Raw genomic sequence first — 19,901 nt, forward strand, 5'->3', positions numbered from 1 at the left:
CCCGGTCCGTCGGGCGCCCGGTCCGTCCGGCGCCCGGTCCGTCCGGCGCCCGGTCCGTCCGGCGCCCGGTCCGTCCGGCGTCGGCACGTGTCGGGTTCGGCGGCTCCGTGGTCGCACGGTGCGCTCCCCTGCGCTCGGATCATCGTCCCGCGAGTGCGCCAAGTGCCCGCAGCGCGGGCGAACGGCCCGTCCGAGGGACCGTCCACAGCACCTGGCCCCGGACGCCCCATGCGGCGAGCAGAGCGTTGGCCGCCAGGAATCCGGTGGTGGCGGCGCGTTCCATCAGCGCCACCGGGAGGTCGCAGCGGATCGCGTCACCGGCCAGCGTCAGCCACGGGTGGGGGGTCCGCACGGTGGGACGCCGGTGGTGGGAACCGACCGGGAAGAGCGGGCAGTCCGAGCGCCACTCGTGCCGGGCGTCGACGATGCGCGCCTCGCGCGTCTCCGGGTACACCTGACGCAACCGGTCGACGAGCATGCTCTGCACCTTCTCCCGTTCCGCATCGGCAGCGACGGCATAGGCGTGCAGTTCCACCACCGTGCCCCCGTTCCGGGCGGCCCAGCGGGCGGCCTCGCCCTCGTAGCGTTCCAGGACACTGATGTTGTCCAGGCCGCCGTACCCGCTGGTGCCGAGAAATCCGGGGCGATCGGGGCGGACAGGCCGGTCGAGCCAGAGCCGGGAGACGAGGAACTGTGGGGCGGTACGCACAGCGGCGATGCCGTCGCGCCAGGCGGCGGTGCCCAGGCCGGGTGACGCGGCGACGACCTGGCGCAGTCCCCTGGTGTCGAGGGCGAGCACCGCCGCCTCGTGCCGGTCCTCGCCGGTGTCGGTACGCAACGCGACTCCCCCACCGTCGCGCGGGTGGATGTCGTGCACGTAGGTGCCGGTGCGGACGACCACTCCGAGGCGCTGGAGGTAGTCGCCGAGCGGCCCCCACAGGGCTTGCGGAAAGGGTTCGTCCGGTACGTCGAAGAGCAGGCCCTCGGCCGAGCCGAGGAAGTAGATGTGGAACATCAGCAGCAATTCCGCGGCCGAAAGTTCGTGCGGGTCGGCGAAGAAGCTGCGCGAGAACACCTCGAACGCCAGGTGGTGGGCGGCCTCGGGAAAGCGGACACGTTCCAGGAAACGGACCGCGCTGACCTGGTCGAAGCGTTGGTAGACCTCGGGCACCCGGACGTCGAGGAGCGGCAGCGCCGCCCGGACGTCCATGGTGGCCAGGTCCCGCCAGCCGAAGGTGGGGCTCAGGGCGACAAAACCGAGTGCGCTGAACGGCGGTGTGCGCGGGACACGGGCAAAACTGTCCGTCAGGCCGCCGCTGTGCCGAAGGGGGTAGTCGGGCAGCGGAGTGAGCCTTGTGAGGCCGGGGTCGGTCCGCCGCAGCAGGCCGCGCAGGTTGTAGTACTGACGGAAGAAGGCGTGGAAACCGCGGCTCATGGTCGCCTCGGATCCGTCGGCCAGCCGGGTGCGCCAGCCGGCGAGGCGGCCGCCGAGTGATTCCTCCCGTTCGTAGAGGGTCACGCGGGAGCCGCGTTCGGCCAACAGAGTGGCCGCCGCGAGACCGGCGATGCCGCCGCCGACCACGGCGGCGGACGGTGTGTCCCCGTACTCGAACCGGGCCCGGCCGGGTTCGGGCATCAGGACCCCGGCCTTGCGGTCGCGGCCCCGCCGGGCGCTACCGTGCGGGCGGGCGCTCACCGGGCGTGCTCCCCTGCGGCGGCGGAGCCGTCCCGGGCGAGGAAGGTGTGCACGATGCCGGTCTGCCACCCGGCGACGGGGACGGCGCGCACGTCCGTGAAGCCCGCACGCCTCAGACGGTCGGTGAAGGCGGGTGCGGTATCGAAGGCGAGGACGCTGCCCCAGAGGTGGCGGTACAGGGCACGGTCACCACTGAGCGTGCCCATCGGAATGATCACCCCATGGCACACGGCCGTCCACAGGGCGCGGTGGACGGCCGAGCCGCTGAGGGCGTACTCGTGGACGGCGAGTCGTCCGCCCGGTCGCAGCAGTGCCCGGACGGCCGCGAGGGCCCGATCCGGGTCGGTGACGTTGCGGAACAAGTAGGCGGCGAAGACCGCGTCGAAGGGACCCTCCCCGGCCGTCGCCACTTCCTCTGCCGTCAGATGCAGAAAGCGCACGCGTGCAGGCCACGGCTTGGCCAGCGCCCGTCGCAGCATCCCCGGCGAAGCGTCGACGGCGGTGATGCGAGCGCGGGGCGCGGTCCGTAGCAGGGCCCGGGTCGAGGCGCCGGTGCCGCAGCCGAGGTCGAGCACGTGGAGTCCCGCTCCGTCTCCGGGCAGCCGTAGTCTGCGGGCCGAGCGGAGGAGGTCGGTGCGGTAGCCGGGGTTGAGGGCCGTGAGGCGGTCGTAGGTGTGCGAGGCGTGGTCGAAGGCGCGTGCCAGATCGTGGTCGCGCAGCAGTGTCATGGGGGCCTCTCTCCGATTCGTGGGGCGGGGCGGGCGCGGCGGGGCAGAAAGGGGAGTTCAACGGCGGTCCGGAGCATCGGGCCGACGGGGGTACGCAGTCCGATTCCCCACTCCTCCCAGGGCGTGGTGGCGCCGTCGAGGAAGCGCAGCAGACGTTCCGGGGGCGTACGGCGGAACAGGCCGGTGAAGAAGTCGGGGCCGTCGATCCGTCCGGTGTCCAGGGCCCGCAGCAGCACCGCGTCCATGGCCAGCGCACGCCGCCCGTGCGGCGGAGGCACGACCTTGCGCCCCTCTCGCAGAGCGGCGGCGATGGCTCTGCTCTGCCGCTGCACGGCGGCGAAGGTGTAGCCGGTCGCCGGACGTGTGGCGCCGCCCGCGGTCCCGATACGGAAGACGGCAGCCCCGACGCACCGGGGGAAGCGCGCGTCGGTCATGGGGATGACACCCTGTTCCGCCGCTTCCACGGTGAAGGCACCGAGGGCCAGGATCTCGCGGCTGTAGTGGCCGAGCGCCGCCCCGTATGCTGCGGCGGTCAGCGGAGTCCGGGAGAACTCGGTGTACTCGACCAGAGCCCGGTCCGGCGCCAGCGGAAGGACGTAGCCGAAGGCGAGCCCGTGACGCGGCTGCGGCACCCGGAAGTCCATCAGGTCCGCGACCGCGGGATCGAACCGGTTCGCGGCCGTGCGCACGAACCAGCCGCGAAAGTGTTGCAGCAGCAGCGTCCGGGCCGGCGGCAGGACGCGCAGGGGACGAGAGTCGAACACATGGCGGGCGCACAGCGTCAGCGCCCGGCCGTCGGGTGCCGTGCAGTGAACTTCCGCCCCGTCAGCCACGTCCCGCACCGCGTCCACCGTCGCGCGCAGGACACGCCCACCGGGGAAACCGGCGATCCGGGAGTGCACCAGCCGCTCGAACTGCGCGGACCGCACCATGCGGTAGCGCAGCGGGGCCGGATCAACAGTGACCTCGCTGCCGTCGGCTCCGTGGACGCGCAGCCGGGACCAGGATGCACTGACCGCTTCGTCGAAGTCGCCGGGGCCCCGGTCCCAGTAGCACCAGGTCCGCTCTGGCGGCCGTAACGAACCGTCCGGCGGCTCCACCACGGTCACGGTGGTGGAGCCGGTCTCCGTCAGCCTGTGCGCGAGGCTGAGTCCGGCCGCACCGCCGCCCACAATGACCACTTCGGACCTGGCGACGAAGCCTGAGGCACGTCGGCTCACCTGACCCGCCGCTCGACGACGGGCGTTCCATCCGGGGCCGTACGCAGAAGCTCGGCGTCCGCCGCCGGCGCATCGGCGACGGCCCTGACGACCTGGCGCGGGTCTCCTCGCGAGGGCATCGGCGGGGCCGTGCCCGCCTCGGGCTCCGGCCGACCGTGGCCGTCGGACGCCTCCAGCAGAGCCACCCGCCGTCCGGCTCGGCTCAGGTCCAGGGCGCGGCCGAGGCCGACGAGACCGGCGCCGACCACGACAGTGTCCGGCACCCGCGTCCGGCGGTGATGAACGGTCATGGTCCTCCTTCGAGGCGTCCACCTGTTCCATCGGAGGTCAAGCCGCGTCCTCGGGCTTGCCCTGTGGGTGGCGCCGTACCGTGAGCGCCCTGCACGGCTGTCACACCAGACGACAGCAGCCGAGCGCTTGACACGTCCGCCCAGCTGATCACGTTCCGTCCGCCTATGCCAGGAGCCGCCTCGGCCGGAGGGCCGACCGGCGACGGCACCTCACCCGGATGCGGCCGCTTCCACAACCGCGAGGGCCTCCGCCGGCCCCGGTGGCCGCGGCAGCCCGGGCACGGTCTGCCCGGACCAGCCGGGTCCGGCAGGAAGCGTGCGGCCATATTCGACTGACGGTGTCCGGCGCACCGGCCCTCGGCACCGGAACAGCCCACGCCACCGACTCGGCTTATGCGATGTGCTACTTCACCGAGTCGACCATCCTCGGACCACCGGGGAGACACTGCGGGCCCGGGTCCGCAAGGACGTCGCCGACAGACGCCTGAACGGCGTGGACCCGACGGCGGCGAGGGTCCGGTCGAGGAGCTGACCCAGCTGCGGGCCGGAGAATGCCCTGCCACAGCCCCGACCGGCGGCCGGGAGGACCGGCCGGGCCCGCTGCCGGCGCCCGCGCCGGCAGCGGAAGACCCGCACCTCGTTCACTACGTCATCCGAGACGACTTCTCCCTCGTCTCGCTCCCTGATCGCCTGCCCTGACCGGCAATGCCCCGGTCGGCCAGCAGGAGAGACCTCGGCTGGGCAGAGAGGGCGTGATCGAGGACCAGGGAGGCAGCGCCGATCGCGGCCACGTTCTCGCCGAGCGTGGTGGATGTGACCGTCGTCGGGTGGGTGGGCCTGACGAACGGGGAGCGCGCCACCATCGGCTCGATGGTGGCGAGGAGACGCTCGGCCAACAACTGCCAGATCGGGCCGCCGAATACGACGGTGTCGACGTCCAGGAGCGTCCCCGCCGCACAGACGCCCCGGCCGATGCGGATGGCCAGTCGCTCGATGATGCCGTCCGCCTGGGGTTCGCCTTTGGCAGCGAGTTCCGCCAGGCGCACCAGACCACGCTGGGCGTCCGCCGGGTCGAGACAGGTGTACTCGGCGCCGAGCACGCCCAAGGCGATGGCCTCGTCCACGAGGGCCCGAGCCGAGCAGGCGGCGCCGAGGCCGCCGACCTCGCCCGCGTTGCCGGAGGAGCCGCGCAGCACCGTGTCTTCCACGACCAGGCCCATACCGGAACCTGTCCCCAGGTAGAAGAAGAGCAGGTTCCGGCTGTCGGTGGCCGCGCCCGCCCACCGTTCGGCGACCACCGCCGCCGTCACATCCTTGTCGAGCAGGGCCGGGAAGCCGGTTTCCGCACTGAGCCGGTCACGGAGTGGATAGCGGCCCCAGGCCGGCAGCTCCGGTGGGTCCACCACCCATCCGGCGGCCGCGTCGATGGGGCCTGGCGCGGCGATGCCCAGGCCCAGGACCCGGGAATCGTCAATGCCCGACTCCGTCACGAGTGCGGACACCGAGGCCGCCATGTCGGCGGCGATCCGGTCGGTGTCACCACCGCTCGGGGTCTGCCGGTGGCGCTGGGCCACCACAGTGCCATGGAGGTCCACCACGACCGTGGTGATCACGGCGGGATCGAGGTGGACGCCCACGGCGAAGCGAGAAGTCGGCACGATCTCCAGCAGGGTGCGGGGTTTGCCACTGCCGATGTTCTGCTTCCCCGACTCGCGGGCCAGGCCCTGGTCGAGCAACCGCCGCGTGATGTTCGAGACGGTCTGCGCCGACAGACCCGTGGCCTTGGCGAGTTCCACCCGGCTCAGGCCCGCCGGGTGCCTGCGAATGGCATCGAGGATCACGGACTCGTTGAAGTCCCCCATGCGCGGCAGGTTCGTGCCGCGCCGGATTGCCGACTTCTCGGTCTTCACCGTCGTCACCTTGCCTCCTTCTGGGGCATCGTAGGCCGCAGACGCAGGGTCCGGACTTGGAACGGCCGGAAGTGGAGGTCCAAGGGGTCACTGTCGGACGAGGACAGTTTCCCATTGGGCTGTTCCAGAAGGTCGCAGTCCAGGGCGGTGGTGATCGGAAATCCCGCGGACAGCCGTGCCGCGACCGCCCCGCCGCACGCCTCGTACAGGCGGACCACGACATCGCCGCCGCGGTCGTCGGCGAGCTTCACCGACTCCACCACCACGTCGGTGGTGTCGACCGAGACGAGGGCGTCGAGCGCGGCCGGTGCGGGGCGCAGGGGGAGGTTCAGCGCGTAGCCGCCCGCGATGGCCTCCTCGATCCGGGCGCCGGCGAGCAGCGCGTACGTGAAACTGTGCTGCCCGCGGTCGGCCCGCGGGTCGGGGCTGTGCGGCGCGCGGAGGAGGGAGAGCCGCAGCGTCGTGGTGGTGCCGCCGTCCTCGCGCGTGTCCCGGCGGACGTCGTGCCCGTACGTGGAGTCGGTGAGCAGGGCGGCACCCCAGTGCCGTTCGCCGACGTGCACCCAGCGGTGTGCCCACAGTTCGAAGCGGGCCGCGTCCCAGCTGGTGTTCTCGTGCGTGGGCCGCTGTACGTGGCCGAACTGGATCTCGGCGCTCTCCCGCTCCGCGTGCACGTCGAGCGGCCAGGCCGCCTTCAGTACGGTGTCGCGCTGCTGCCAGTCGATGTCGTTGCGGACGGTGACCTGGTGGCTCTCGGCGGCGAGTTCGATGTGCTGGATGAACCGGGAGTCGCCGTGGACGCGCTCGACTCGCACGGACGTGAGCAGCGGCCCTTCGTCCATGAGCGTCACCGACTCGGCCTCGTCGAGGTCGTGCACGACGTCGCGATAGTACGTGTCGATGTTCCAGGCCGACCACAGGTTGGGGTCGTCGGGGTGGAGCTGGAGGAGGTTGCCCACGGTACCGGGGGCGATCGCCTCGCGCTGCGCGGCGTGGTCGTAGACCGAGGTGATCAGCCCGCGCCGGTCGACGACGACGGTCACGACCCCGTTCCCGAGGACGAAGCCGCCGTCCTTCGCCGTTCCGGTGGCAGAACCCCGGGGGGCATCGACCGTGCCGCCGGAGGCGAGGGCACCGACCTCGGCGAGGACGGCCGTGCGTCCGTCCGACAGGGGCTGCGCCCCGGCGAACTCCCCGGCTCCGTCACGGAGGACGGCGACCTCGCGGCGCGCGTACGGCCCGGCGTTGAGCAGCGCGGGCCGGCCCGGCAACTGCCCTGCCGCGTCGGCGATCAGCGTCTCCAGTTCAGCCTCGATCTCGGCGTATTCACGTTCGGCCTGCTGGTGCACCCAGGCGATGGACGAGCCGGGCAGGATGTCGTGAAACTGGTTGAGCAGCACACGCTGCCACAGCGATTCGAGACGCTCGTACGGGTACGGGGCCCCGGCCCGGACGGCGGCGGTGGCGGCCCAGAGCTCGGCCTCCCGCAACAGCGCCTCACTGCGCCGGTTGCCGCGCTTGGTGCGGGCCTGACTGGTGTACGTGCCGCGATGGGTTTCCAGATACAACTCGCCTCGCCAGACCGGCAGTTGACTGCCTTCACGCTCGGTGCGGGCCGCCGCGAAGAAGGCGTCGGGCGATTCGATGACAACCTTCGGCGAGCCTTCGAGGTCCCGCAGGCGGCGGGCCTTCTCCAGCATCGAACGAGTGGGGCCGCCACCGCCGTCGCCGTATCCGAACGGAACCAGAGAGCGGGTGGCCACCCCCTTGTCGTTGAAGTTGGCTTCGGCGTGGACGTTCTCGCGTGCCGTCAGGGAGGCGTTGTAGTTGTCGACCGGCGGGAAGTGGGTGAAGACGCGGGTGCCGTCGATGCCTTCCCAGGCGAAGGTGTGGTGCGGCAGCTTGTTCGTCTCGTTCCAGGAGAGCTTCTGGGTGAGAAACCACTCCGCCCCCGCCAGCTTGGCGAGCTGCGGGTAGGCGGCGGTGTAGCCGAACGAGTCGGGCAGCCAGACGCCGCGCTGCTCGACGCCGAACTCCGCCGCGAAGAAGCGCCGTCCGTAGACGAGTTGGCGGGCCAGGGCCTCTCCGCCGGGAAGGTTGCCGTCGGCTTCGACCCACATGCCGCCGACCGGCACCCAGTTCCCTTGCGCCGCCGCCTGCTTGATCCGGGCGAAGATCTCTGGCCGCTGCTCCTTCATCCACGCGTACTGCTGCGCCGAGGAACAGGCGAAGACCAGCTCCGGGTACTCCTGCGCGAGGGTGGTCATGTTGGTGAAGGTGCGGGCGCACTTGCGCACGGTCTCCCGCACCGGCCACAGCCAGGCCGAATCGATATGGGCGTGGCCGACGGCGGCGAGGGTGTGCGCGGAGGCATGTGCGGGCCGGGACAGTACGTCGACGAGCTGTGCCCGGGCCCGGGCCGCCGTCACCGCGACGTCGGCCGGGTCGACGGCATCGGCGGCCCGGCGCAGCGCGTACCGGATCTCGTGGCGCCGGGTGGAGCCGAGCGGCAGTTCGTGCATCAGCTCATCGAGCACCTCGATGTCGTGGATGAGGTGCCAGACGTCGTCCTCGCGCACCGCGATCTCGGCCTGCTTGAGGCGGTAGAGGGGTGCGTCGCCCGCGGTCTCCGGCGAGCCGTGGTGGGTGTTCAGACCGGCGCTCCCGGTGATGGGCGGGTTGGCGGCCAGCTCGATCAGCAGATCGACGTGGTCGCCACCGGTCGCCGAATCGGCGAGGAGGACGCTGCGGCTGTACGGGTGCAGGCCCTGGAGCGGCGCGCCCTGGGCGTCGTGGACCAGGCCCTCCGCCTGGCCGCCGGGCCCCTTGGTCAGGTCGAAATCGAGGTCGAAGACGGCCTCTGCGCGGCGCCCCGACCATTCCTGCGGGATCTCGGCGCGGGCCCGCATCCAGGTCGTCGCCCAGGGGCTGCCCCACGCGGCACCGAGTGTGAACGGCTCGTAGTCGGCGGCGAGCGCATCGCTCACCGGGACCGGCTCGCCGTCCACGTACCACGCGCTGAGCGAGAGGGGGCGTACATCGCTGTAGAGGGCGGGGCGGATCACCCGGTCCAGCAGCTTGCGGATCCGGGCCTCGATGATCCGGCGGTCGTCATGCACGGAAGTGGTCCTTCCAAAGGTCGTACGTTCAGGCGTTGGGGGCGGGCAGCCGGATGGTGTCCTGTCCGCCGTCCGGCCAGGTCACGTCCGCGAGCAGGTCGGCGCCTTCGGCGCGGGTGGTGACGTCGGGCAGGGCGGTCGGATCGGTGCCACCGAGGTGGATCAGGGCGACGTGGAGGGTGCCATGGGCTACCGCTCCCCCGGTCTCCACTACGGGGGTGGCAGAGAGGGGGCCAAGGGCGTTGCTCTCGGCCCCGGTGACGGTGCGGGAGTGCGGCAGTCCTCGCGCGCCCACAACAAGAGAGACCAGTCCGTCCGCGCCGCGGACCCGGGCGGTCCCACTCTCCTCCGGCGCCTTGTCGAGCACCAGCGCCCAGCCGCCGACGCGCAGCACATGAGCGGCGGATTCGTCTTCCGGGGCGGGGTCGACGCGTACGGCCCGGACCTCGACCGAGCCGCGCAGCGCCGAGCCGACAGTGATCCAGGGGCCGAAGACGTACGGGGCGTCGGGGCCGCCGAACACGTCCCAGGTGGCGTCGTCGAGCCAGTGCGCGCGGGAGCGTGAGACGGCTGTGGTGCCGTCCAGGGAGATTCTTGTGGCGGGGCGACGGTGCGAAGCCCGCCCGGCCTCGTCGAGCAGCACGACCGCGTTGTCGAGCGGGTCCGCGTCCGCGCTGCCGCCGCGGACAGTGGGGTCGCCGGGAGTCTCCGGCGCGGTGTGCGTGGAATAGGCGAACCGCGCGTAGCCGGGATCGTCGGCGTGCGGCCGGGCAGGGTCGGAATGGTCGCCACCGTGATTGACGACGCGTACGACACCGTCGGCAGCCGTGCCGGAGACGAGCCAGCCCGGCGCTGCCAACGCCCGCTCGAAATCGCCCTGTTCAACAGCGAGTGGCACCGCTTCCTCGGTCCACACCGGGTGGTCCGGCGGCAGGGCGAGGCCGATGAAACCCTTGCTCGCCCAGTACGGAGAGGCAGGACCCGAGTACACCTGGAGCACGCCGCGGAAGGGCCGGTGCCAGCCGAGGGTGAGCAGCCCTTCCGCGTCGGCGGCCCCGTGCTCGGTGAAGTGGTCGAGCATGCGGCTCGCGATCGCCCGGGTCTCCCCGGGCGCCAGTGGGGTGGCGTCGAAGAGCGCGCCGGTCCACACCGACGCGAGTGCGGCGTGCCGGTAGGTGAGGGAGCGGCCCTGGATCAGCGGCGAGCCGTTCCCGCCGACCAGTAGCCGCTGGTCCTCGAGGAACCGCCGCAGCCGGGCCCGGTACCGGTCGAGCAGGCCGCTGGGCGCCGCGTCACCGAGGATGCGGCAGAACCACAGCGGGTACAGGTGCATGGCCCAGCCGTTGTAGTGGTCGAAGTTGCGGTGCCCGGCGCCGGTGAGGCCATCGGAGTACCAGCCGTCGCCCGCGTACCAGCCGTCGGTCAGCGCGATGGTCCGGTCGAGGTCCGTTTGGAGCCAAGCGCCGCCCACGGTGCGGGCGAACGCCTCGGTGACGCCCTGGAACCAGATCCAGTTGTTGCCGGGCATCAGGTTGCCGACCATGTCGGCGAGCCAGTCCAGCACCTGCTGCTGGACCTTCGCCCCCAGGCGGTCCCAGATCCACGGCCGGGTCTCGTGCAGCGCGAGCGCGATGGACGCGGCTTCGACCTTGGCCTGGTTGGACTCGGCGAACGTGGGCCAGCGGCCGGGGTTGCCCGGGTCGGTTCCGGCGGCGAGTCCGGCCGCGTACCAGCCGGCGAAGTCGTGCGGGTCGGCTCCGCCCGCGCCCGCCAGCCGGAAGCCGGCCAGCAGGAACGTGCGGGCGAAGCCTTCGAGGCCGTCGCTCAGTACGCCGTTGTGGCTCGGCACACCGGGCAGGTCGATCAGGGCGTGGTCGTCGCGCGCGTAGGGCCGTACGGCGAGCAGCATGCGGTCCGCGGTCTCTTCCCAGTGGGCGCGGTCCTCGGCCGGAGTGCGGGTGGTTCGGGTGGTCCGGGTCATGAGGTACGGGTCTCCCATGCCTGTTCGAACTCGCGGCGGATCTGGTCCCCGGCTTCCTTGCGCCAGTTCCTCATCGCGTCGTCCCACTCCTTGAGCGGGACACGGCCCTGCATGATGCCCTTGCGGGTGTCGTCCAGAAGGGTGCCGAAGAGCTTGGATTTCTTGGAGTCGGTCGGTGAGTACAGCGGCTCCGCCGGGTTGGGGATCAGCTTTTTGACGGCTTCCTTCTGGAAGGCGTACTGCGTGTGAACGATGTCCGGCTTGGCCGGGTAGTACAGGGTGAACGGCGCGTCCGTCGCGAAGATCGTCGGCAGGGTGTTCTCCGCCCGGCCCTGCGGGGTGAGGACCGGGTCGGTGCCCTTGATGGTGTGGTCCGGGCCCGGCACTCCGTACTTGCGCAGCAGGTAGGCGTCCGTGCCGAAGGGGGCCGCGAGCGCGTTCATGGCTCGCAGGATCTGCTGGATGCGCGCCTTGGGGGCCTTCTTGATGATGAGCGTGGCGTAGTTGGCATCGCCCTGCCACTGGCTGCCTTCGCCGCCGTCGAAGCCCGGCGCCATCATGTAGCCGAGTTCGAAGCCCTTCGTGGCGGGCGCGTAGGTGGTGTAGAAGTCGTTCCACGCGGCGGGCGCGTCGGGGCGCATGACGTTCTGCCCGCCGCCGAACCAGTCCTTCGACTTGTTGTTGACGCTGTAGGTGTCCGGGTGCATCACCCCGGCCTTGGTGAGCCGGCGGACCGCGTCGAGGGCCTGCTTGGCCTCCTCGCTCTCGAAGTACCAGGTGAACTTGCCGTTCTCCGCACGCCACTTGTTGGGTCCCGACAGCATCTTCATGACGAACTCCCAGGCGGTGACGCTGTCGCCCAGGGCGTACTGGTTGTGCTTGGCGTCGGTGACGTCCTTGCACAGCTTGGCGAACTCGTCCCAGGACTGCGGGTTGGGGTCGAGGCCCCTCTTCTTGATGAGGTCGAGGCGGGTGTACATGGGGCCGCCGGACAGCGGGCGCGGCATCGGCAGCGCGTAGATGCCACCGTTGCGCACGCACGGCGCCCAGGACGCGGTGGGGATGTTCGCCAGGTACGGGTAGTCGCGGATGTTGTCGCCGGACAGATGCGGGGTGAGGTCCTCGAAGAGGGTGTCCAGCATGTCCGGGGTCGCCGCCGAGTTCTGGTCCGGCCTGAGCATCAGCATCGCGTCGGGCAGATCGCCGCCCGCGATCGTCACGGCGAACTTCGGCGGATAGTCGCCGACGGGCGTGATCTCGAAGTTGAGGTCACAGCCGATGCTCTTGTTCAGGTGCTGCCACAGGACGTTGCGGTCCACGGGCGGCGGCACCGGGTTGAAGATCAGCGTCTGGATGGTGATCGCCGGGCCCTTGGCGGGCGGCCCGTCGGGGAATGCCGTGACCGGATCGGCCGGGTAGTGCAGATAGGCGGGTGCGACGCCGTCCGCGGTGGCCGGCATCGAGGTCTCGACGCCCTTGTACGGGATGTACGTGGGCAGCCGGGCCACCTTGTTGGCGTCGGCGGTGGACGGAGGCTTGTAGTCGCCGCAGCCGGCGAGGGTCACGCCCGCCACGACACCGGCGGCGGAGGCGAGGAAGCCGCGCCTGCTCAGGGGTCGCCGCAGAGGGCTGTTGTTCAAGGGGGTGTCGTTCATAGGGGTGTTCATCCCTTCACCGCCCCGACCATCACGCCCTTGTTCATGTGCCGCTGAAGGAAGGGGTAGATAACCACGATGGGCACGATCGACAGAACCAGGATCGCCGCCTGCAGCGACTGCGACGGCGGCAGCGGCGCACCGGCCGCGACGTCGACCTGACCGCCACTGAGCTGCGCGTTGTTGATGACGTACGTCCGCAGCACCATCTGCATCGGCCACTTCGCAGCGTCGTTGATGTACAGCAGCGCGTTGAAGAAGGCGTTCCAGTACGTGACCGCGTAGAACAGGCCGATGACGGCGACCGACGCCTTCGACAGCGGCAGCACCATCCGGGTGAGGATCTTCCATTCGGAGGCGCCGTCGATGCGCGCCGAGTCGATGAGCTCCTTGGGGATGCCCATGAAGAAGGAGCGCAGCACGATCACGTTGAACCCGTTGATCAGGCCGGGCAGGATCAACGACCAGTAGCTGTTGATCAGATGGAGCTGCTTGATCATCAGGTAGCTGGGGATGACGCCGGGTGCGAACAGCATCGACATCAGCAGCAGCATCAGCACGGGCCGGTGCCCGTAGGAGCCGGGCCGGCTGAGCCCGTACGCCAGCATGATCGAGCAGAAGAGGCTGAGCGCGGTGCCGACGACGGTGATGCCGACGCTGATGAGCATGGCCCGGGAGACCAGGCCGCCGTTCAGGAGTGCCTTGTATGCGCCGAAGGACGGGTGATCCGGCCACATCACGTAGCCCCCGGCCTTGGTGACCTGCACGGTGTCGGCGAGCGAGGTCGAGATGATGGCGAGGAACGGCAGCAGGACCAGGACCACGCAGACCAGCAGGATCAACGACTTGAGCACACGCCACGGCGGGGAGCCGGGGGTCTCGCCGGGGATGGCGCTGTAGGACCTGTGCGGCCTGCGGCGCACCGGGTGCGCGGGATTGAGGGTGGTCATTTCCGGTAGACACCTTCCTCGCCGAAGAAGTGGGCGAACTTGTTGGCGCCCAGCACGAGCGCTACGCCCACCAGGCCCTTGACGAGGCCGACGGCGGCGCTGACACCCCAGTCACCGGCGACGAGGCCGTGGTTGTAGATGTAAGTGTCGAGCACCTCGCTGTTGTCGAGGCCGACGCCGTCCTGCTGCAGCAGGATCTGCTCGAAACCGACCGAGAGGGCGTCGCCGAGGCGCAGGATGAGCAGCAGAACCACCAGGCCGCGCAGCGCCGGAAGCGTGACGTGCCAGGTCTGCCGCAGGCGGCTCGCGCCGTCCATGGCTGCCGCCTCGTAGAGGTCGCTGTCGACGCGGGAGAGTGCGGCGAGGAAGAGGATCGTGCCCCAGCCGGTGTCGCGCCAGATGACCTGCGAGGTGAGCAGCGACTTGAACAGTTCGGGGCTGCCGATGATGTTCCAGGTGCCCATGTCGTGGGCCTGCAGAAACAGGTTGAGCACACCGGTGTTGCCGAGCATCTGCTGGAAGAGCGCGACGACGACCACCCACGACAGGAAGTGCGGCAGGTACAGGACGTTCTGGATCCACTTCTTTACGCGCTCGCTGACCAGGCTGTTCAGCGCGAGGGCGAGAAGGATCGGCGCGGGAAACACGAACACGACCTGGATCAGGGTGAGTTCGAGAGTGTTCACCAGCGCGTGCACGAACTGCTCGTCGCCGTTGAACAGCACGTCGAAGTTCTTCAGCCCGCTCCACGGACTGTGCAGGATGCCGATGTACGGCTGGTAGTCCTGGAAGGCGATCACGTTGCCGAGCAGCGGGATGTAGTGGAACAGCAGCAGGACAACGAGGCCCGGAATCACGAACCAGAACAGGGCCGTGTCCCGGCGACGACGCGGTCGCGATCCACCCCGGCCCGCCGACCTGCCCTTCTCGGCCGCGGCGGAGGCGGCCGGTTGATCAAGCGTTGTCATGGTGTACGGCCCTTTCAGCGGGAGGCAGGCGCCGTCGGTCCCCTCTCGGGGTCGGCAATATGGGGATGGTGCGATAGGTGAATTGGCGTCCGTGGGGGCGTGGGTTGATTGGCGTGTGGCCCTTCCGGGCCCGTCGCGACAGCGGCTCAGGCCAGCCGCGCGAGCGTCTCGCGGGTGACCTCGCCAAGCAGCGGCTCGCCCGAAACCCACCGCACGACCTCGGCGGTCGCGTACTCGCCGAGCCGGCGGATCTCGGAGCCCTGTGCGCCGGCGATGTGCGGGGTCACCAGCACGTTCGGCAGGGACAGCAACGGGTGGCCGGGCGGAAGGGGTTCGGGATCCGTCACATCGAGGTAGGCCTCGATGCGACCCGTGGCACACTCCCGGGTCAGGGCGTCGGTGTCGACGATCGCACCCCGGGCGGTGTTGATCAGCGCGCCTCCGTCGGGGAGGAGCGCCAGCATCCCGGAGTCGAGCAGGCCCGTCGTCTCCCGCAGCTGCGGCGCGTGGACGCTCACCACCTGTGAGCGGCGGCACAGTTCGGCCAGCGGGACACGGTGCGCGCCGAGCCCGCGCGCCTCTTCGTCCGTCACGTACGGGTCGTACAGCAGCACCTCGTACCCGGCGTCGGCGCGCACCAGCTCGGTGATCACCCGGCGGCCGATGCGGGAAGCGCCGATGATGCCGACACTGAGGCCGTCGGCGCCCCGCCGGTCGGCGGTGGCCGGCCAGCCGCCGGCGTAGCCCGCCGCCATGGCCAGGGTGCGCCGGGCGGCGAGTGTGATGAGGGCGAGGGTCTGCGAGACGACCGGGCCCGCGTTGGCGTCGGCCGCCGAGGACACGACGATGCCGCGCTCCCACAGCGCGTCGCTGACCAGTGACTTGACGGTGCCGGCGGCATGCATGACGGCCTTCAGGCGGGGAGCCTCGGCCAGCACGTCGGCCGTGAGGCGGGGGCACCCCCAACCGCTGATGAGGATCTCGGCGTCGGCGAGCGCGCCGGCCTGGAAACGGTCGCCGCGGGAGACGAGCCGCACATGCGACGCGAGCCGTTCGCAGAGCTCTTTCGGGAGTACGAGATCGGCGACACCGGGACTCATGACGCATACGGCTCCGGGGAGTTCGGAGCACTCTGCTCGGGCTGTCATGCCTGGGTCCTCTTTCGATACGTACTGGTCGGGGAACCGCATCGGTACGGCAGACGGGAGGCGGCCGCCGTACCGGTGCGGCGCGCCATCAGGCGCGGGGCAGCCGCAGGGTGACCATCTGGAACGGACGCAGGGCGAGGACGAGCCCGCCGTCGACCGGTGTGGGCGGCTCGGCGTCGACGAGCGGGCGCTCCAACAAGTCGGTGGCGAAGGCCCGTTCGGGCGCGAAGCCGTCGACGCGGACGGTGGCGCGGGTGCGGCCCCCGTGCGCCTCGTAGAGGCGGACCACCAGGTCGCCGCCGCGGTCGTCGGCGAGTTTCACCGCGCTGATGACGACGGCATCGTTGTCAACGGTCACCAGCGGGGCGACCTCCGCGGCGGTGCCGGTGACCCGGCGCTCGGGCAGGTTGATCCGGTACCCCTCGCGGACCGCGTCGCCGATCGTGGCGCCCGGCACCAGCGCGTGCCGGAACCGGTGCACACCCTGGTCCGTCTCCGGGTCCGGGTAGCGGGGCGCCCGCAGCAGGGACGCCCGGACCGTGCTCGTGTCCGCGGTGCGGGTGAGGTCGTGGCCGTACGTCGAGTCATTGACGACGGCGACGCCCCAGCCGGGCTCGTCGACGTGTACGAAACGGTGGTTGCACGCCTCGAACTTGGCCCACTCCCAGCTCGTGTTCTGGTGGGTAGGCCGGTACACGTGACCGAACTGGGTCTCGGAGGCATACCGGTCGGCCTTCACGTCCAGCGGGAAGGCGAGCTTCAGGAACTTCTCCGTCTCGTGCCAGTCGACCTCGGTCACGATGTCGAGCCGCTTGGCGTCGGCCGGAACGGAGAGCAGTTGCGTAACGCGTGAGGCGCCGAAGGCCCGCGCGATGCGCACCGCGCCGCCCTCGACGGACAGCGTGGCGCCGTCGGTGAGGTCGCTGCCGACGTTGCGGTAGAAGGCATCGACGTCCCAGGCGTCCCACTGGTTGGGGAAGTCGGGGTGGAGCTGGAGGAGGTTGGCCACCTGCCCCGGGGCGATCGCCTCCCGGCCGGCGACGCGGTCGTACGCGGAGACGACCAGCCCGCGTCCGTCGATCTCGACGCGCAGGAGGCCGTTGTCGAGAATGTAGCCTCCGTCACGCGGGACCGGGACCACCCCACCTTCGCCCGTAGGCACCGACGCACCTCCGGCCGGTATCGAACCACGGCTGTGCGGCGCCGGGTTGAACACCAGCTCCCGCCCGCCCGAGGCATCACCGGCGAGCGCCCGCTGCGCCGCCGCGATGATGTCCTCCAGCTCCCCGGCCAGGCGCGCGTACGTCTCCCGCGCCTCGCGGTGCACCCAGGCGATGGACGAGCCGGGCAGGATGTCGTGGAACTGGTGCAGCAGCACCGTCTTCCAGATCCGGTCCAGCTCCTCGTACGGGTAGCGGAACCCGGTACGCGCGGCAGCCGTCGCCGCCCACAGCTCGGCCTCGGTCAGCAGGGACTCGCTGCGCCGGTTGCCCCGCTTGGTCTGCGCCTGGCTGGTCAGGGTCGCGCGGTGCAGCTCCAGGTACAACTCGCCGACCCACACCGGAGGCTGTGGGTACTCGGCCTCCGCCTTCGCGAAGAAGTCGGCGGGGGCCTCCCATTCGATGGCCGGCGCGCCCGCCAGGCTGCGCATCCGGGCCGCCTTCGCGACCATCTCGCGCGTGGTGCCGCCACCGCCGTCGCCGTAACCGGTCGGCGCGAGAGAGCGCGTCGCAACGCCTTTCTCCTTGAAGTTCCTTGCGGCATGGGCTAGTTGGCGCCCGCTCATTTCGCAGTTGTACGAATCGACGGGCGGGAAGTGCGTGAAGATGCGGGTGCCGTCTATGCCCTCCCAGAGGAAGGTGTGGTGCGGGAAGGAGTTGGTGCGGCTCCAGGAGATCTTCTGGGTGAGCAGCCTCTTGGACCCGGCGGCCTTGATGATCTGCGGCAGGCCGGCCGCGAAACCGAAGGTGTCGGGCAGCCACGCCTCGTCGTTCTCGACGCCGAACTCCGCCAGGAAGAACCTCTTGCCGTGCACGAACTGGCGGGCCATCGCCTCCGAACCCGGCATGTTGGTATCGGACTCCACCCACATCCCGCCGGCCGGTACGAACCGGCCGTCCGCGACGGCCTCCTTGACCTTCGCGTACACCTCGGGCCGGTGCTCCTTGATCCATGCGAACTGCTGGGCCTGCGACATCGTGAAGACGAACTCCGGCTCGTCCTGGAGGAGTTGCGTCATGTTGGACGCCGTGCGGGCCACCTTGCGGACCGTCTCGCGCAGCGGCCACAGCCACGCCGAGTCGATGTGGGCGTGACCGACGGCGCTGATGCGGTGCGCGGCGGGGGCCGCAGGCGTGGCGAGCACATCGGCGAGTTCGTCGCGCGCGGCCCGCGCCGTCCCGTTCACGTCCTGCAGGTCGACGGCGTCCAGCGCACGGCCGACCGCCCGCAGGATCTCCCAGCGGCGCGCCCCGTCCAAGGGCAGCTCGGCCATCAGCTCACCGAGCACCTCCAGGTCCATGACCAGGTTCCATACCGTCTCGTCGAAGACGGCCAGGCGCATCTCGCCGAGCACGTACTGGGGTGCGCCCCCGGCGGTCGCCTTGTCGCCCATCGGCGTCGGCTGGAACGGCACCCCGCTCGCGTCGAGGTCCGGGTTGGAGGCCGCCTCGACGCGCCAGTGCACCTGCTCCCCGCCCGCGACGGGTGCGCCCACGCGGACGTGGTTGTTGCGCGGGTGGAGTCCCTTGACCGGGGTGCCGTCGGGCCGGTACACGAGGCCCTCGCACTGGAAGCCGGGGGTGCGCGGGGTGAAGCCGAGGTCGAGGACCGCCTCGACGGTGCGGCCCGCCCACTCGGCGGGCACGGTGCCGGTCACCTCGAACCAGCTGGTCCCCCACGGCGTGCCCCACGGGGTGCCGGTGGCGATGGGGCTCGTCGGTGCCGCGAGGCCGTCGGCCACGGGCACGGGCTCGCCGTCGGTGGACCAGATCTCCACGGTCAGGGGGGTGGTGACGGGGTGGACGGCCGGCCGGATACGTTCCCTCAGGACGCGTTCCAGGCGTGCTTCGACCAGCTTCCGGTCGTCGTGCATGAAAGGGGTCTCCTGTCGCTGCGAGCGGGGCGGGGTGGCGAGGGCGTCGCTCAGTGACCGCCCACCGGGGCAGGGCGCTCGCACATGCTGGTCACCGGCAGGGCGCGCCCCTGGCCGGCCGCGTCCATGAGGGTCAGCATGATGTCGAGGACGTGTGCGGCGAGTTCGGCCGACGCACGATGCGGGCGGTCGTCGGCCAGGGCATCGGCGAGATCCGCGAGACCCACGCCCCGACCCGCGTCCAGGTAACCGGCGGACACCGGCAGGGTCTCCCACGCGTCGCCGCGGTGGATCTCGACGGTGCCGTCGAAGCCGTTCGGGTCGGGCACCGACAGCGAGGCGTCGGTGCCGTGCACCTCGATGCGGGGCAGCCGCGCGGCCTTGATGTCGAAGCTCATCACCAGTGTGGACAGGGCGCCGTCCGCGTGTTCCAGGACGCCGGTGATGTGGGTGTCGATCTCCACCGGGAAGGTGTGTCCGGCGCGCGGGCCGCTTCCGATGGCCCGCTCCGTACGCGGCCGGGAGGACGCGCCCGTCACCTTGACGACCGGCCCGAGCAGATGAACCAGGGCCGACAGGTAGTAGGGGCCCATGTCGAGGAGCGGGCCGCCGCCGGGCTGGTAGTAGAACTCTGGGTCCGGGTGCCACTTCTCGTGGCCCGCGGTCGTCATGAAGGCCGTCGCCGCGACCGGCCTGCCGATCAGCCCGTCGTCGACCGCCTTGCGCGCGGTCTGCGTCCCGGTGCCGAGGACCGTGTCGGGAGCGCAGCCGATGCGAAGCCCCGCCTCGCGCGCGGCAATCAGCACGGCGTCGGCCTCTTCGCGGTTCGCCGCGAGCGGCTTCTCGCCGTACACGTGCTTGCCCGCGCCGAGCGCCGCGAGGGCGACGTCCGCGTGGGCGGCCGGGATGGTGAGGTTGAGGACGGCGTCCACATCGTCCCGTGCCACGAGGTCCGCGACGGACGGCACCACGGCCACCGCTCCCCCGCCTTGGTCCGCGACGCCCTGCGCCCGGCTCCGATCGAGGTCGGTGACGGCGGTCAGCCGCACGGACGTCAGGCGCTCCAGCGTCGAGAGGTAGGCGCCGCTGATCTTGCCCGCGCCCACGATGCCGATATTCAGAGGTTTCGACGACGTCAAAGG

Annotated in this window: 13 protein-coding genes; all 13 read right to left on the reverse strand. The window is 70.9% G+C overall.

Annotated elements, in window-relative coordinates; all coding sequences use genetic code 11:
• Nucleotides 1-139 precede the first annotated feature (139 nt).
• The 13 genes from CGL27_RS01535 to CGL27_RS01600 all read right to left on the reverse strand — a co-directional run bounded on the left by CGL27_RS01535 (nt 140) and on the right by CGL27_RS01600 (nt 19,898).
• Nucleotides 140-1,636, reverse strand: a complete 1,497-nt coding sequence (locus tag CGL27_RS01535) for an FAD-dependent oxidoreductase (RefSeq protein ID WP_119994198.1) — start codon at nt 1,634-1,636, stop codon at nt 140-142.
• A 56-nt stretch (nt 1,637-1,692) separates the two neighbouring features.
• Entirely contained in the window at nt 1,693-2,424 is a 732-nt protein-coding gene (locus tag CGL27_RS01540; RefSeq protein WP_119983900.1) for a methyltransferase domain-containing protein, read from the reverse strand.
• The gene (locus CGL27_RS01545) at nt 2,421-3,605 is read right to left on the reverse strand and encodes a lycopene cyclase family protein (protein WP_240450308.1); all 1,185 of its coding nucleotides are present in this window, start codon (nt 3,603-3,605) and stop codon (nt 2,421-2,423) included. Before CGL27_RS01545 ends, CGL27_RS01540 begins: the two co-directional genes overlap by 4 nt.
• Nucleotides 3,606-3,640: 35 nt before the next feature.
• Entirely contained in the window at nt 3,641-3,934 is a 294-nt protein-coding gene (locus CGL27_RS53035) for an FAD-dependent oxidoreductase (RefSeq protein ID WP_276147802.1), read from the reverse strand.
• A 644-nt stretch (nt 3,935-4,578) separates the two neighbouring features.
• On the reverse strand, nt 4,579-5,796 hold the full coding sequence (locus CGL27_RS01560; RefSeq protein ID WP_119994199.1) for an ROK family transcriptional regulator: 1,218 nt from the start codon (nt 5,794-5,796) through the stop codon (nt 4,579-4,581).
• 53 nt (nt 5,797-5,849) lie between these two features.
• Nucleotides 5,850-8,963, reverse strand: coding sequence for a glycoside hydrolase family 38 C-terminal domain-containing protein (locus tag CGL27_RS01565; protein ID WP_119983904.1), 3,114 nt, complete (start codon nt 8,961-8,963; stop codon nt 5,850-5,852).
• Nucleotides 8,964-8,991: 28 nt separating this feature from the next.
• Entirely contained in the window at nt 8,992-10,944 is a 1,953-nt protein-coding gene (locus CGL27_RS01570; protein ID WP_119983906.1) for a DUF2264 domain-containing protein, read from the reverse strand.
• Nucleotides 10,941-12,599 carry a substrate-binding domain-containing protein gene (locus CGL27_RS01575; protein WP_240450310.1) on the reverse strand — a complete coding sequence of 553 codons (1,659 nt, stop codon included), beginning with the start codon at nt 12,597-12,599 and terminating at the stop codon, nt 10,941-10,943. The genes CGL27_RS01570 and CGL27_RS01575 overlap by 4 nt, the downstream gene beginning before the upstream one ends.
• Nucleotides 12,600-12,607: 8 nt before the next feature.
• On the reverse strand, nt 12,608-13,549 hold the full coding sequence (locus CGL27_RS01580) for a carbohydrate ABC transporter permease (RefSeq protein WP_119983908.1): 942 nt from the start codon (nt 13,547-13,549) through the stop codon (nt 12,608-12,610).
• Nucleotides 13,546-14,517, reverse strand: coding sequence for an ABC transporter permease subunit (locus CGL27_RS01585; protein WP_119983910.1), 972 nt, complete (start codon nt 14,515-14,517; stop codon nt 13,546-13,548). Before CGL27_RS01585 ends, CGL27_RS01580 begins: the two co-directional genes overlap by 4 nt.
• Nucleotides 14,518-14,663: 146 nt before the next feature.
• Nucleotides 14,664-15,665: a hydroxyacid dehydrogenase gene (locus tag CGL27_RS01590; protein WP_119983912.1), complete on the reverse strand. Its 1,002-nt coding sequence runs from the start codon at nt 15,663-15,665 to the stop codon at nt 14,664-14,666.
• Between the two features lie 88 nt (nt 15,666-15,753).
• Nucleotides 15,754-18,759, reverse strand: a complete 3,006-nt coding sequence (locus CGL27_RS01595; RefSeq protein ID WP_119983914.1) for a glycoside hydrolase family 38 C-terminal domain-containing protein — start codon at nt 18,757-18,759, stop codon at nt 15,754-15,756.
• Between the two features lie 50 nt (nt 18,760-18,809).
• A complete protein-coding gene (locus CGL27_RS01600; protein ID WP_119994201.1) occupies nt 18,810-19,898 on the reverse strand; it encodes a Gfo/Idh/MocA family oxidoreductase in 1,089 nt (362 codons plus the stop codon).
• Nucleotides 19,899-19,901 lie beyond the last annotated feature (3 nt).

It is taken from the genome of Streptomyces sp. 11-1-2 (assembly GCF_003595545.1).
Lineage (GTDB): Bacteria > Actinomycetota > Actinomycetes > Streptomycetales > Streptomycetaceae > Streptomyces > Streptomyces hygroscopicus_B.

What these genes read in the sequence shown, in the direction of transcription:
- CGL27_RS53035 (WP_276147802.1), bottom strand. Translation starts at nt 3,934, where the DNA reads ATGACCGTTCATCACCGCCGGACGCGGGTGCCGGACACTGTCGTGGTC.
- CGL27_RS01535 (WP_119994198.1), bottom strand. Translation starts at nt 1,636, where the DNA reads ATGCCCGAACCCGGCCGGGCCCGGTTCGAGTACGGGGACACACCGTCC.
- CGL27_RS01575 (WP_240450310.1), bottom strand. Translation starts at nt 12,599, where the DNA reads ATGAACGACACCCCCTTGAACAACAGCCCTCTGCGGCGACCCCTGAGC.
- CGL27_RS01560 (WP_119994199.1), bottom strand. Translation starts at nt 5,796, where the DNA reads ATGGGGGACTTCAACGAGTCCGTGATCCTCGATGCCATTCGCAGGCAC.
- CGL27_RS01595 (WP_119983914.1), bottom strand. Translation starts at nt 18,759, where the DNA reads ATGCACGACGACCGGAAGCTGGTCGAAGCACGCCTGGAACGCGTCCTG.
- CGL27_RS01580 (WP_119983908.1), bottom strand. Translation starts at nt 13,549, where the DNA reads ATGACCACCCTCAATCCCGCGCACCCGGTGCGCCGCAGGCCGCACAGG.
- CGL27_RS01585 (WP_119983910.1), bottom strand. Translation starts at nt 14,517, where the DNA reads ATGACAACGCTTGATCAACCGGCCGCCTCCGCCGCGGCCGAGAAGGGC.
- CGL27_RS01540 (WP_119983900.1), bottom strand. Translation starts at nt 2,424, where the DNA reads ATGACACTGCTGCGCGACCACGATCTGGCACGCGCCTTCGACCACGCC.
- CGL27_RS01590 (WP_119983912.1), bottom strand. Translation starts at nt 15,665, where the DNA reads ATGACAGCCCGAGCAGAGTGCTCCGAACTCCCCGGAGCCGTATGCGTC.
- CGL27_RS01570 (WP_119983906.1), bottom strand. Translation starts at nt 10,944, where the DNA reads ATGACCCGGACCACCCGAACCACCCGCACTCCGGCCGAGGACCGCGCC.